The sequence below is a fragment of the Burkholderia cepacia genome (genome assembly GCF_001718835.1).
GTDB lineage: Bacteria > Pseudomonadota > Gammaproteobacteria > Burkholderiales > Burkholderiaceae > Burkholderia > Burkholderia cepacia_F.
This window is the reverse complement of the sequence record NZ_CP013443.1, coordinates 1,530,275-1,542,564: the sequence shown is the minus strand read 5'-3', so window position 1 is coordinate 1,542,564 and position 12,290 is coordinate 1,530,275. Positions and strand designations below refer to the sequence as shown.

The 12,290-nt window shown below is 67.3% G+C and carries 7 protein-coding genes and 1 pseudogene; 3 read left to right on the top strand and 5 right to left on the bottom strand.

From position 1 onward, the window contains the following. The first annotated feature begins 7 nt into the window (after positions 1–7). Positions 8–1,258 (top strand): MFS transporter, encoded by a 1,251-nt coding sequence (locus WT26_RS10515; RefSeq protein ID WP_069272811.1) that lies wholly within the window; start codon positions 8–10, stop codon positions 1,256–1,258. 42 nt (positions 1,259–1,300) lie between these two features. Here WT26_RS10515 and WT26_RS10510 read toward each other — a convergent pair whose 3' ends face one another. The 3 genes and pseudogenes from WT26_RS10510 to WT26_RS38390 all read right to left on the bottom strand — a co-directional run bounded on the left by WT26_RS10510 (position 1,301) and on the right by WT26_RS38390 (position 5,323). Next, positions 1,301–2,089 (bottom strand): 5'-methylthioadenosine/adenosylhomocysteine nucleosidase, encoded by a 789-nt coding sequence (locus WT26_RS10510; RefSeq protein ID WP_420480936.1) that lies wholly within the window; start codon positions 2,087–2,089, stop codon positions 1,301–1,303. Positions 2,090–2,091: 2 nt separating this feature from the next. Next, positions 2,092–4,454 (bottom strand): annotated as a pseudogene (locus WT26_RS10505) (UvrD-helicase domain-containing protein). Positions 4,455–4,651: 197 nt separating this feature from the next. Then, positions 4,652–5,323 (bottom strand): type VI secretion system amidase immunity protein Tai4, encoded by a 672-nt coding sequence (locus WT26_RS38390; RefSeq protein WP_230461617.1) that lies wholly within the window; start codon positions 5,321–5,323, stop codon positions 4,652–4,654. A 26-nt stretch (positions 5,324–5,349) separates the two neighbouring features. Between WT26_RS38390 and WT26_RS10495 the strand changes: the two genes are divergently transcribed. Further along, complete coding sequence (locus tag WT26_RS10495) at positions 5,350–8,217, top strand: valine--tRNA ligase (RefSeq protein WP_059526838.1); 2,868 nt, start codon at positions 5,350–5,352, stop codon at positions 8,215–8,217. An 87-nt stretch (positions 8,218–8,304) separates the two neighbouring features. Continuing rightward, on the top strand, positions 8,305–9,189 hold the full coding sequence (gene galU / locus WT26_RS10490; protein WP_059666237.1) for a UTP--glucose-1-phosphate uridylyltransferase GalU: 885 nt from the start codon (positions 8,305–8,307) through the stop codon (positions 9,187–9,189). Between the two features lie 61 nt (positions 9,190–9,250). Here the strand turns inward: galU and WT26_RS10485 are convergent, their stop codons facing one another. Then, a complete protein-coding gene (locus WT26_RS10485; RefSeq protein ID WP_069272809.1) occupies positions 9,251–9,865 on the bottom strand; it encodes a DUF4136 domain-containing protein in 615 nt (204 codons plus the stop codon). 37 nt (positions 9,866–9,902) lie between these two features. Further along, positions 9,903–12,290: a CHASE2 domain-containing protein gene (locus tag WT26_RS10480; protein WP_069272808.1), complete on the bottom strand. Its 2,388-nt coding sequence runs from the start codon at positions 12,288–12,290 to the stop codon at positions 9,903–9,905.

The following is a 12,290-nucleotide window of genomic DNA, read 5'->3' as shown; positions in this document are numbered from 1 at the left end:
AGCTCACATGGAAACCAGCCTCGACACGCGCGCCGCCGGCCAGGCCGCGCCGGCCGCCCCCTTGCCGCACGCGGCGCCTGCCGCCCCCGCAGCCCGCACCGTCTACCCGGTGCTCGGCGCGATCAGCTTCTCGCACATGCTCAACGACATGATCCAGTCGTTGATCCTCGCGATCTACCCGATGCTCAAGAGCCAGTTCGCGCTGTCGTTCGCGCAGATCGGCCTGATCACGCTCACCTACCAGATCACCGCGTCGCTGCTGCAGCCGCTCGTCGGCCTCTATACCGACAAGCGTCCGAAACCGTATTCGCTGCCGGTCGGCATGGGCTTCACGCTCGCAGGGCTACTGCTGATGTCGGTCGCGCCGAATTTCCCGATGCTGCTGGTGGCCGCGGCGCTCGTCGGCTGCGGCTCGTCGGTGTTCCACCCCGAATCGTCGCGCGTCGCGCGGATGGCGTCGGGCGGCCAGCACGGGCTCGCGCAGTCGGTGTTCCAGGTCGGCGGCAACGCGGGTTCCGCGCTCGGGCCGCTGCTCGCCGCGCTCGTGATCATTCCGCACGGCCAGCACAGCATCGCGTGGTTCTCGGCAGCCGCGCTCGTCGCGATGATCGTGCTCACGCAGATCGGCCACTGGTACAAGCAGCATCCGTCGATGAAGAAGAAGGCCGCGGCGGCCGGCCACCCGACGCTGTCGCGCGGCCGCGTGATGGGCGCGATCGGCGTGCTGGTGCTGCTCGTGTTCTCGAAGTATTTCTACCTCGCGAGCATCAACAGCTATTTCACGTTCTACCTGATCGACAAGTTCCACCTGTCGGTGCAGGCCGCGCAGATCCACCTGTTCGTGTTCCTCGCGGCGGTGGCGGCGGGCACGCTGATCGGCGGGCCGGTGGGCGACCGGATCGGCCGCAAGTACGTGATCTGGGTATCGATCCTCGGCGTCGCGCCGTTCACGCTGCTGCTGCCGTATGCGAACCTGTTCTGGACCAGCGTGCTGACCGTGATCATCGGCATCGTGCTCGCGTCGGCGTTCGCCGCGATCCTGGTCTACGCGACGGAGCTGATGCCGGGCAAGGTCGGGATGGTCGCGGGCCTGTTCTTCGGCTTCGCGTTCGGCCTCGGCGGAGTCGGCGCGGCCGTGCTCGGCCAGCTCGCCGACGCGACGAGCATCACGTTCGTCTACAAGGTGTGCTCGTTCCTGCCGCTGATCGGCGTGCTGACGGTGTTCCTGCCGAACCTCGAAAGCAGCCGGCGCGCGTAGCAGGCGTGACGTGAAATGCGCGAGCCCGGACGACGGCGGCGCTCAGGCCGCCGTCGTCGCATGCAGCGTCAGGAAGCGCTTGAGGATGCCGGACGAATAGCTGCTCGCGATCGCCGACAGGAAGTGCGAGAACGACTGCGTCGCGTGATCGTCGGCCGTGTCGGAGATCGTGCGCACGAGCGCGAACGGCACGTCGTGCTCCGCGCACACCTGCGCGATCGCGGCGCCTTCCATTTCGACCGCGAGCGCATCCGGCAGCGCGTCGCGCAGCGCGACGACCTCGCGCTCGCTCGACACGAAGCGGTCGCCGCTGATCACGAGCCCGTTGCGCAACTGCGCGCCGGCCAGCCGGAAACGCTCGGCGAGCGCGCCGCCCTCTTCCGCGACGAATTGCGTGCACGCGGCCCGCAGGCGCGCGGTCAGTGCGGCGTCGGTCGCGAAACGCGTGATGCCGAGCAAAGGCACCTCATAGCGCGGAAACAGCGGCGACGCGTCGAGGTCGTGCTGCAGCAGCGTATCGGCCACGACGACATCGCCGACGCGCACCGTGCGCGACACACCGCCCGCGACGCCGGTGAACACGATGCCCGACACGCCGAACACGTGGATCAGCGCGCTGACCGTCGCGGCGGCCGCGACCTTGCCGACCCGCGCGAGCGTCACAACACAGGCCGCACCGTGCACGGTACCGACGTGATAATCGCGGCGGCCGAGCGTGACCGTCTTCATCGCGCCGTCGGCGCGCATCGCGGCGATCAGGTCGCCGAGTTCCTCGGGCAGCGCGGCGAGAATGCCGAGCGGCTTGCCCGGCGACGAAGCCTTGATATCCATGCTCATTCCACCGCCTGCAGTTTCGCGACCGCGAGCGCGAGCCACTTCTCGCCGTGCCGCTTGAATTTCACCTGTGCCTTCGCATCGGTGCCGTTGCCTTCGAGCGCGGTAACCGTGCCTTCGCCGAACTTGGTATGGAACACCTGCTGGCCGACGCGGAAACCGGTGTCGGCGGCACGCTGCTTGTTCGCGAACGCCGGCAGCGGCGCGGACACGGCCGCATCGACGATCTGCTCGCGACTGCCGCCGCCCGGCCGCGCGAACCAGTCGCGCCCGTACCCGGCGTTGTCCGACCGCCGCCCCAGCGCGAACCGGCCTCGACCTTCGGCGTCAGCCACTTGAGCACGTGCTCGGGCAGCTCGTCGAAGAAGCGCGAGCGCACGTTGTAGCGCGTCTGGCCGTGCAGCATCCGGCTCTGCGCGAACGACAGGTAGAGCCGTTCCTTCGCGCGCGTGATCGCGACGTACATCAGCCGGCGCTCTTCCTCGAGGCCGTCCGATTCGAGCACGCTGTTCTCGTGCGGGAACAGCCCTTCCTCGAGGCCCGTGATGAACACGGCCGAGAATTCGAGCCCCTTCGCCGCGTGCACCGTCATCAGCTGCACGGCGTCCTGGCCGGCCTGCGCCTGGTTGTCGCCGGCCTCCAGCGACGCATGCGACAGGAAACCGGCGAGCGGCGTCATCGTGTCGGGGTTCTGTGCGGGGTCGCCCGGGGCCGCCGGGTCGAGCACGTCGACGACGGCGCCGTCCGCCGCGGTGCCGAGCTCCGGGGCCGCGATCGCGCCTGCGCGCAGCGGAATCGAACGGGCCGGCGTGTCGAGCCCGTAGCCCTCCTCGGCGATGAACGCGGTAGCCGCGTTCACGAGTTCCTGCAAGTTCTCGAGACGATCCTGGCCTTCGCGCTCGCCCTGGTAGAAATCGGCGAGACCGCTGGCGCGCACGATGTGCTCAACGGTGTCGGGCAGGTTCATCTGCTGCGTGTCGGCGCGCATCTTCGCGATCAGGTTCGCGAACCCGCCGAGGCTCGTGCCGGCCTTGCCCGTCACGTACGGAATCGCGGCGGCCATCGAGCAGCCGTACAGGCGCGCGGCGTCGGCGAGCTGCTCGATCGAGCGCGCGCCGATTCCGCGGGTCGGGAAGTTCACGACGCGCACGAACGCGGTGTCGTCGTTCGGGTTGTCGATCAGGCGCAGGTACGCGAGCGCATGCTTCACTTCCTGGCGCTCGAAGAAGCGCAGGCCGCCGTACACGCGGTACGGGATGCCCGACGACATCAGCGTGTGCTCGATCGAGCGCGACTGCGCGTTGCTGCGGTACAGGACGGCCACTTCGCTGCGCGCCATCCCGGTGTTGATCAGCGAGCGGATCTCCTCGACGATCCAGCCGGCTTCCTGCGAATCGGTGCTCGCCTCGTACACGCGCACGGGCTCGCCGTGGCCCGCGTCGGTGCGCAGGTTCTTGCCGAGGCGATGCGCGTTGTTCGAGATCAGCTGGTTCGCCGCGTCGAGGATGTTGCCGTGCGACCGGTAGTTCTGCTCGAGCTTGATCAGGTTGCGCACGCGGAATTCGTCTTCGAAGTCGCGCATGTTGCCGACGTTCGCGCCGCGGAACGCGTAGATCGACTGGTCGTCGTCGCCGACCGCGAAGATCGCGTTCTGGCCGCCCGCGAGCATCTTGAGCCACGCGTACTGCAGCTTGTTGGTGTCCTGGAACTCGTCGACGAGGATGTGCCGGAAGCGCGCCTGGTAGTGCGCGCGCAGCGGCGCGTTGTACGCGAGCAATTCGTAGCAGCGCAGCAGCAGCTCGGGGAAATCGACGACGCCCTCGCGCTGGCACTGCTGGTCGTATGCCTGGTACAGCTCGACGAACTTGCGGTTGAAGTTGTCGGTCGCGTCGACCTTGTCAGGGCGCAGCCCCTGCTCCTTCGCATTGTTGATGAAGTACTGGACGTTCTTCGGCGGGTACTTCTCGTCGTCGACGTTCGCCGCCTTCATCAGCCGCTTGATCGCGGACAGCTGGTCGGCCGTGTCGAGGATCTGGAAGGTCTGCGGCAGGCCGGCGTCGCGCCAGTGCGTGCGCAGCATCCGGTTGCACAGGCCATGGAACGTGCCGATCCACATCCCGCGCGTGTCGATCGGCATCATCGCCGACAGGCGCGCCATCATCTCGCGCGCGGCCTTGTTCGTGAAGGTCACGGCGAGCACGGTGGGCGGCGATGCGTAGCCCTGCTGGATCAGCCACGCGATGCGCGTGATCAGCACGCGGGTCTTGCCGCTGCCCGCCCCTGCAAGGATCAGCGCCGGTTCGTTCGGCAACGTGACGGCGGCGAGTTGTTCGGGGTTCAGATTGGCGAGCAGGTCGGGCATAAAAGGCGACGCGGAAAGCGATGATGGGATGCAAAGCGAACATTATAAGTCGCGTGTGCGCGCTCGCCGCTCAACGCGTCACCTTCCCTGCCGCCTTGCGCGGCGGCACCGCGCGCGCAACCGGCGGCGCAAGCCCTTCGTGACACGCCGCAGCACGCAACCGCCCCGCTCGACGGATGCGTCGCCCGTGACCCGCGTCATTTCCCGCGCCGCCCGGCGGGTTTGTCCCCAATCCAGGCGGGATGCGGCACGTACCGGCGCACTTGTTCGTCGAGTTCGGGGCTGTGGTACAGGTCCAAGCATTTCAGCAGATCGAATGTCGCGCCGGCGTAACCTTCCACGGGATTGGCGTAATCGCGGCGCAAAAAGCCATTCACCAGTTGATCGACCGCCCGATCACCGTTGTCCTCATCGTAATAAGTCCATTCCAGGAACGCGCTCTTGGTGATGTCGGCATCCTTGCCCGCCGAAGAACCTTGATAAGCGACTGACAGGCATGCCGCCAATGCCCTGTCCTTATAGTTTTCCGCATTGGTGCGATGCACGGCCATGACGGAATCGGCAGCTTCGGCCGACAGTGCGGAACACAGCGCGATGGTAGCGGCTGTACGAAAAACACTCATTTGAGCGACCAGAAATAAGCGTTGCGAGTGCGATAGGTTGCCCCCGGGCTCGTTGAAATAACAGGCGTCGTAGCACTGGCTTCCGTTGTAAAGCGTCGCATGAACCGCGCGCTCGAGCCGCGAATAGAAATCGCAATTTAGTCCGTCCAGCACGCGATGGCGATAGGATGAGTTCGAACTTGCTGCGGGCCGCGCACGGCCCGGCCCGGCGCGCGTCGATTTATAATGCAAGGTTCCCGTATCCAACACGCATTTTTCGGCAGATTTCCAACATGAGCGACAACACGCTTGCGAAGAGTTTCGAGCCCCACACCATCGAGTCCCATTGGGGGCCGGAGTGGGAAAAGCGCGGTTATGCGGCCCCGGCATTCGATCCGGCCCGCCCCGATTTCTCGATCCAGTTGCCGCCGCCGAACGTGACGGGCACGCTGCACATGGGCCACGCGTTCAACCAGACGATCATGGACGGCCTCGCCCGCTACCACCGGATGCTCGGCGAGAACACGCTGTGGGTACCCGGCACCGACCACGCGGGGATCGCGACCCAGATCGTCGTCGAGCGTCAGCTCGACGCGCAGGGCGTGTCGCGCCACGACCTCGGCCGCGAGAAATTCGTCGAGCGCGTGTGGGAATGGAAGGAAAAATCCGGTTCGACGATCACCGGCCAGGTGCGCCGCATCGGCGCGTCGACCGACTGGTCGCGCGAATACTTCACGATGGACGACAAGATGTCGGCCGCCGTGCGCGACGTGTTCGTCACGCTCTATGAACAGGGCCTGATCTACCGCGGCAAGCGCCTCGTCAACTGGGATCCGGTGCTGCTGACCGCCGTGTCGGATCTCGAAGTCGTGAGCGAAGAGGAAAACGGCCACCTGTGGCACATCCGCTACCCGCTCGTCGACGGCTCGGGCTCGCTGACCGTTGCCACGACGCGCCCGGAAACGATGCTCGGCGACGTCGCGCTGATGGTCCATCCGGAAGACGAGCGCTACGCGCACCTGATCGGCAAGCTCGTCACGCTGCCGCTGACCGGCCGCGAGATCCCGGTGATCGCCGACGACTACGTCGACCGCGAGTTCGGCACGGGCGTCGTGAAGGTCACGCCCGCGCACGACTTCAACGACTACCAGGTCGGCCTGCGCCACAACCTCGCGCCGATCGAGATCCTGACGCTCGACGCGAAGATCAACGACAACGGCCCCGAGCAGTATCGCGGCCTCGACCGCTTCGACGCGCGCAAGGCGATCGTCGCCGACCTCGACGCGGAGGGCTTCCTCGACTCGGTGAAGCCGCACAAGCTGATGGTGCCGCGCGGCGACCGCACGGGCGTCGTGATCGAGCCGATGCTGACCGACCAGTGGTTCGTCGCGATGACGAAGCCGGCGCCGGAAGGCACGTTCAATCCCGGCAAGTCGATCACGGAAACGTCGCTCGACGTCGTGCGCAACGGCCAGATCAAGTTCGTGCCGGAAAACTGGACGACCACCTATTACCAGTGGCTCGAGAACATCCAGGACTGGTGCATCTCGCGCCAGCTGTGGTGGGGCCACCAGATTCCCGCGTGGTACGGCGAAAACGGCGAGGTGTTCGTCGCGCGCAACGAGGAGGAAGCGCGCGCGCAGGCCGCCGCGAAGGGTTATGCGGGCGCGCTCAAGCGCGACGAGGACGTGCTCGACACGTGGTTCTCGTCGGCACTCGTGCCGTTCTCGTCGCTCGGCTGGCCGAACGAAACGCCCGAACTGAAGCACTTCCTGCCGTCGTCGGTGCTGGTCACGGGCTTCGACATCATCTTCTTCTGGGTCGCCCGGATGGTGATGATGACCACGCACTTCACCGGCAAGGTGCCGTTCCACACCGTCTACGTGCACGGCCTCGTGCGCGACGCGGAAGGCCAGAAGATGTCGAAGAGCAAGGGCAACACGCTCGACCCGATCGACATCGTCGACGGCATCGACCTCGAGACGCTGGTCGCGAAACGCACGACGGGCCTGATGAACCCGAAACAGGCCGCGACGATCGAAAAGAAGACGCGCAAGGAATTCCCGGACGGCATCGCCGCGTTCGGCACCGACGCGCTGCGCTTCACGATGGCGTCGATGGCGACGCTCGGCCGCAACGTGAACTTCGACCTCGCGCGCTGCGAGGGCTATCGCAACTTCTGCAACAAGCTGTGGAACGCGACGCGCTTCGTGCTGATGAACTGCGAAGGCCACGACTGCGGCGCCGACAAGCCCGAAGTCTGCGGCGCGGGCGATTGCGGCCCGGGCGGCTATCTCGACTTCTCGGCGGCCGACCGCTGGATCGTGTCGCTCCTGCAGCGCACCGAGGCGGACATCGCGAAGGGCTTCGCCGATTACCGCTTCGACAACATCGCAAGCAGCATCTACAAGTTCGTGTGGGACGAGTACTGCGACTGGTATCTCGAGCTCGCGAAGGTGCAGATCCAGAACGGCACGCCGGAACAGCAGCGCGCGACGCGCCGCACGCTGCTGCGCGTGCTCGAAACGGTGCTGCGCCTCGCGCACCCGATCATCCCGTTCATTACCGAAGCGCTCTGGCAGAAGGTCGCGCCGCTCGCGGGCCGCTATCCGCAGGGCAAGGCCGACGGCGAAGCGTCGCTGATGGTGCAGGCGTATCCGGTCGCGAACCTGCAGAAGATCGACGAGGCGTCCGAACAGTGGGCGGCCGACCTGAAGGCGATCGTCGACGCGTGCCGCAACCTGCGCGGCGAGATGAACCTGTCGCCGGCTACCAAGGTGCCGCTGCTTGCCGCCGGCGATGCCGAGCGCCTGCGCTCGTTCGCGCCGTACGTCCAGGCCCTCGCCCGCCTGTCCGAAGTGCAGATCCTCGCGGACGAGGCGGCGCTCGACCGGCAAGCGCACGGCGCGCCGATCGCGATCGTCGGGCCGAACAAGCTGGTGCTGAAGGTGGAAATCGACGTCGCGGCCGAACGCGAGCGCCTGTCGAAGGAAATCGCGCGCCTGACGGGCGAGATCGCGAAGTGCAATGCAAAGCTCGGCAACGAGGCATTCGTCGCGAAAGCACCGCCGGCGGTGGTCGAACAGGAGCAGAAGCGCGTCGCGGAATTCCAGAGCACGCTCGAGAAACTGCGCGCGCAGCTCGATCGGTTGCCTGCGTAACAAACGGTAAGGTCGTTTGCGTTCACTATAATCGGAACGTGAACATAGGCTGTCTGACAAGTCGATTACAGGAATAAAGGTTCGATCATGTTGAAAGTCACCAAGGCGGTATTCCCCGTCGCCGGTCTCGGCACGCGGTTCCTCCCGGCAACGAAAGCGAGCCCGAAGGAAATGCTGCCGGTCGTCGACAAGCCGCTGATCCAGTACGCGGTCGAGGAAGCGATCGCCGCGGGCATCACCGAGATGATCTTCGTGACCGGGCGCAGCAAGCGCGCGATCGAGGATCACTTCGACAAGTCGTACGAGGTCGAGGCCGAACTCGAGGCGCGCGGCAAGGAGAAGCTGCTCGAGCTCGTGCGCAGCATCAAGCCGAGCCATGTCGACTGCTTCTACGTGCGCCAGCCGGAAGCGCTGGGCCTCGGCCATGCGGTGCTGTGCGCGGAAAAGCTCGTGGCGGACAACCCGTTCGCGGTGATCCTCGCCGACGACCTGCTCGACGGCAACCCGCCCGTGATGAAGCAGATGGTCGACGTGTTCGACCACTATCACAGCTCGGTGATCGGCGTCGAAGAGATCCCGCCGTCGGAGACGAAGTCGTACGGGATCGTCGACGGCAAGGAGTGGGAGGAGTCGATCGTCAAGATGTCGGCGATCGTCGAAAAGCCGGCGCCGGAAGTCGCGCCGTCGAACCTCGGCGTGGTCGGCCGCTACATCCTGAAGCCGCGGATCTTCGAGCACCTGCGCGCGCTGAAGCCCGGCGCGGGCGGCGAGCTGCAACTCACCGACGCGATCCAGGCGCTGCTCGCCGATGAACAGGTGCTGGCCTACAAGTACCAGGGCACGCGCTACGACTGCGGCAGCAAGCTCGGCTACCTGAAGGCGACGGTCGAATTCGCGCTGCGCCACGCGGAAGTCGGCGCGGAATTCGACGCGTACCTGCGCACGCGCGACGGCGCACACCCGGCCGACTGAACGCGGCAAGGGCACGAGGGCTCGCTCCGGCGGGCCCCGCCCTCGCCTCACCGGCCGGCGCTCAGCGCGCTTCGGCCGGCTTCACCGAGACGACGCCCGGCATCCCGCCCGCGTCGTCTTTTTTCGTCTTGACGAGCCAGCCATTGCCCGCGTCGAACGGCACCTTCGCGAGCGCGCTCTTCACGAGCGCCGGCGCGGCCTGCTGCGTGCCCGGCTCGCGATCGCGCAGCGACGCCGTCACGCGATAGACGTCGGCCCCCGACTTCGCGTCGACGAACCGCAGCGTCAGCACGTGGCGGTATACCTTGCCGGCGAACGGCAGCGCGAGCGGCGACGGCCCGTCGACGGTCACGCACGCGCTGCTCGCCGCACCGCACTGGTCGGCGACGGCCGCGACCGCCGTCGGCTGCGTCGCGTAGGCGACCGACAGCCGGTAGCGCGCGTCCTTGAGCGGTTTCGCATCGAAGCCGTGGTGCGCGAGCTCGTCGCGCACGAGCGTCTCGATCTGCCGGTATTCGGCATCGTCGGCCTGCGCGGCCGTCCGCACGAAATCGTAGCCGTGTGCGTCGGATGCGAACGCGTTCGGCTGCCCGACCGCACTCACGCCGCTCGTCACGCCGGCGCAACCCGTCAACAGCGACGCCGCCAGCGCGGCCGCTGCCCATTCCTTTCTCATGGCTTTCCCCAAATGCCTGCCGTCGTGCCCGGCCCTGTCAGGCGGACGGCTCGTCGATCGCGGGCAGCGACACCGTCACCGCGGTGCCGACACCCACTTCGCTGTCGACCGACACGCTGCCCCCATGGCGCGTGACGACCGTCTTCACGAATGCCATGCCGAGCCCGGACCCCGAGATTTCGGGCCGCTCGCCGGCATGGAACCGCTTGAAACGCTCGAACAGATGCCGCTGATCTTCCGGCGCAATGCCGTACCCCTGATCGCGAATCGTACAGAACATCCGTTTCGACGCATGCTCGACCGCCAGCGTACACGTGATCACGGTATCGGACGGACTGTATTTGACCGCATTGTTCAACAGGTTCACGAACGCGCGCGTGATCAGCGAGCGATCCGCGCGCACCCAGCACATGTCGGTTCCGACGTCGGTATCGACGCGGATGCGCTTCGCCTGCGCCTGCGGCCACACTTCGTCGCTCGCATCGATCAGCACGTCGACGAGGCTCGTCACTTCGAGCTGATACACCTGCGACTCCGCGCGTGCCAGCTGCACGAACTCGTCGGCCAGCGACAGCGCGCGGTGCGCATAGCGTTCGATCCGCGCGAGCAGCCCGCGCACGTCGTCGGACTCGACGCGCTGCCGCTCGATTTCGACGAGCGCGAGAATCGACGACTGCGGCGAGCGCATGTCGTGCGACAGCAGGTGCAGCGCTTCCTCGCGCTGCCGCTCGGCCGCATGCAGGTCGGTCACGTCGACGAGACCGGCGATCCAGCCCGTCACGCGGCCCTGCGCGTTCGTGCAGGCCGCGTAGCGTAGCAGATGGTCGAGCCCGTCGCGATCGCGCACCTCGATGCCGCGCGCCATCGCGTCGTGCTCGGCCTCGAGCGTCGGGTCGAGCACGGCCGGCCAGTGCTCGCGGATCGCCACGTCGTGTTCCGCATTGCCGTCGACGGTCTTCATGAACGTCAGCTCGCCGAGCGCGGTGCGCAGCGGCCGCCCTTCCGGCAGCGGCAGCAACAGGCGCGACCCGTAGCGCTTGGCCGCATGGTTCGCAATCAGCACGGTGCCGGCCAGGTCGGTCACGAAGATCGGTTCGGGCATGCTGTCGAGGCTGTCCCACACGAAGCGCTTCATGTCCTGCACGCGCTGCGCGGCTTGCGCCATCAGCGCCATCTGCCGCTCGAGCACGTCGCCGCCGACGCTGCGCGTGCGCGGTACCTCGGGCAGCAGGTGCGGCTCGTCGGCGAGCCGCTGCAGCTCGCGGCGCAAGTACGACATCGTCATTTCCAGGCGCCGCCAGTTCCAGATCGGGTAGACGGCGACCAGCCCGAAGATCGCGGGCGCCGGCGACAGCCAGATGCGCGCCTCGAACAGCAGCGCCATGCTCGCGACGACGGCGAGCCCGGCAAGGCTCAGCGTGAGCAGCAGCGCGCGCCACGGCGACAGCATCAGGAAGCCGCCCAGCAGCACGGCGAGCGGCAGCAGCGACGCGGCGAACAGCCCGGCGCGCGACGCCGGCGAGATCGCGCTGCCGGTCGCCAGCATGTCGAGCACGTTGGCGTGGATGTACACGCCGGCGAGCGGCCCGAACTCGCCGGACACGGGCGTCGCGAAGCGGTCGTACAGCCCCGACGCCGTCACGCCGACGACGACGATCTTGCCGCGCAGCGCGTCGGGCTTCACGCGCCCTTCGAGCACGTCGTCGAACGACAGCGTCGGATACGCGGGCGTGTTGCGGCTGAACGGGATCAGGTAGCGGCCCTCGCCCGCCGCGTCGCGCGACAGGTCGTGCGCGTGCGCACCGGGCACGCCGCCGACCGGATGCAGCCGGCCGCCCTGGATCGCACGATACACGGGCACCATCAGTTGCGGCCAGCGCACGCGGCCGTCGCTTTCGAACAGCGCGACGCTGCGTACGATACCGTCGGGGTCGACTTCGAGGTTGATGTGGCCGAGCCCGACCGCGCGCGCCGCGAGCGCGGCCACCGGCGGATCGACCGCGCGCGTGCCGTCCGCCTGTTCGGGGCTCAGCAGCACGGGCAGGAAGGTCGGCACGTGGCTCATCGCGTCCGCGAACGCGCGATCCTCCGCGGACGGTTCGGTAAACAGCACGTCGTAGACGACGGCGGCCGGCTGCGCGCGCGCCAGCGTGTCGAGCAGCCGCGCGTGCACGTCGCGCGACCACGGCCAGCGGCCGAGTGCGGACACGCTCTGGTTGTCGATGTCGACGACCACCACGTCGGGCGACAGCGGCAGGCTGCGCAGCATCAGCAGCCGATCGTAGATCAGGCCGTCGACGCTCGTCGACAGGCGGCCGAGCGCGCACGCGAGGATCACCGCGATCCCGAGGCAGCCGATCGCGATCCATTCGATCAGGAAGCGGCGGCCGAGGCGCCGCCGCGGGGAAACGGAGTCGGGTTTCAT

Excerpts from the sequence above, each read along its gene's own strand:
- WT26_RS10515 (WP_069272811.1), top strand. The coding sequence starts at position 8 with ATGGAAACCAGCCTCGACACGCGCGCCGCCGGCCAGGCCGCGCCGGCC.
- WT26_RS10495 (WP_059526838.1), top strand. The coding sequence starts at position 5,350 with ATGAGCGACAACACGCTTGCGAAGAGTTTCGAGCCCCACACCATCGAG.
- WT26_RS10510 (WP_420480936.1), bottom strand. The coding sequence starts at position 2,089 with ATGGATATCAAGGCTTCGTCGCCGGGCAAGCCGCTCGGCATTCTCGCC.
- galU (WP_059666237.1), top strand. The coding sequence starts at position 8,305 with ATGTTGAAAGTCACCAAGGCGGTATTCCCCGTCGCCGGTCTCGGCACG.
- WT26_RS10485 (WP_069272809.1), bottom strand. The coding sequence starts at position 9,865 with ATGAGAAAGGAATGGGCAGCGGCCGCGCTGGCGGCGTCGCTGTTGACG.
- WT26_RS10480 (WP_069272808.1), bottom strand. The coding sequence starts at position 12,290 with ATGAAACCCGACTCCGTTTCCCCGCGGCGGCGCCTCGGCCGCCGCTTC.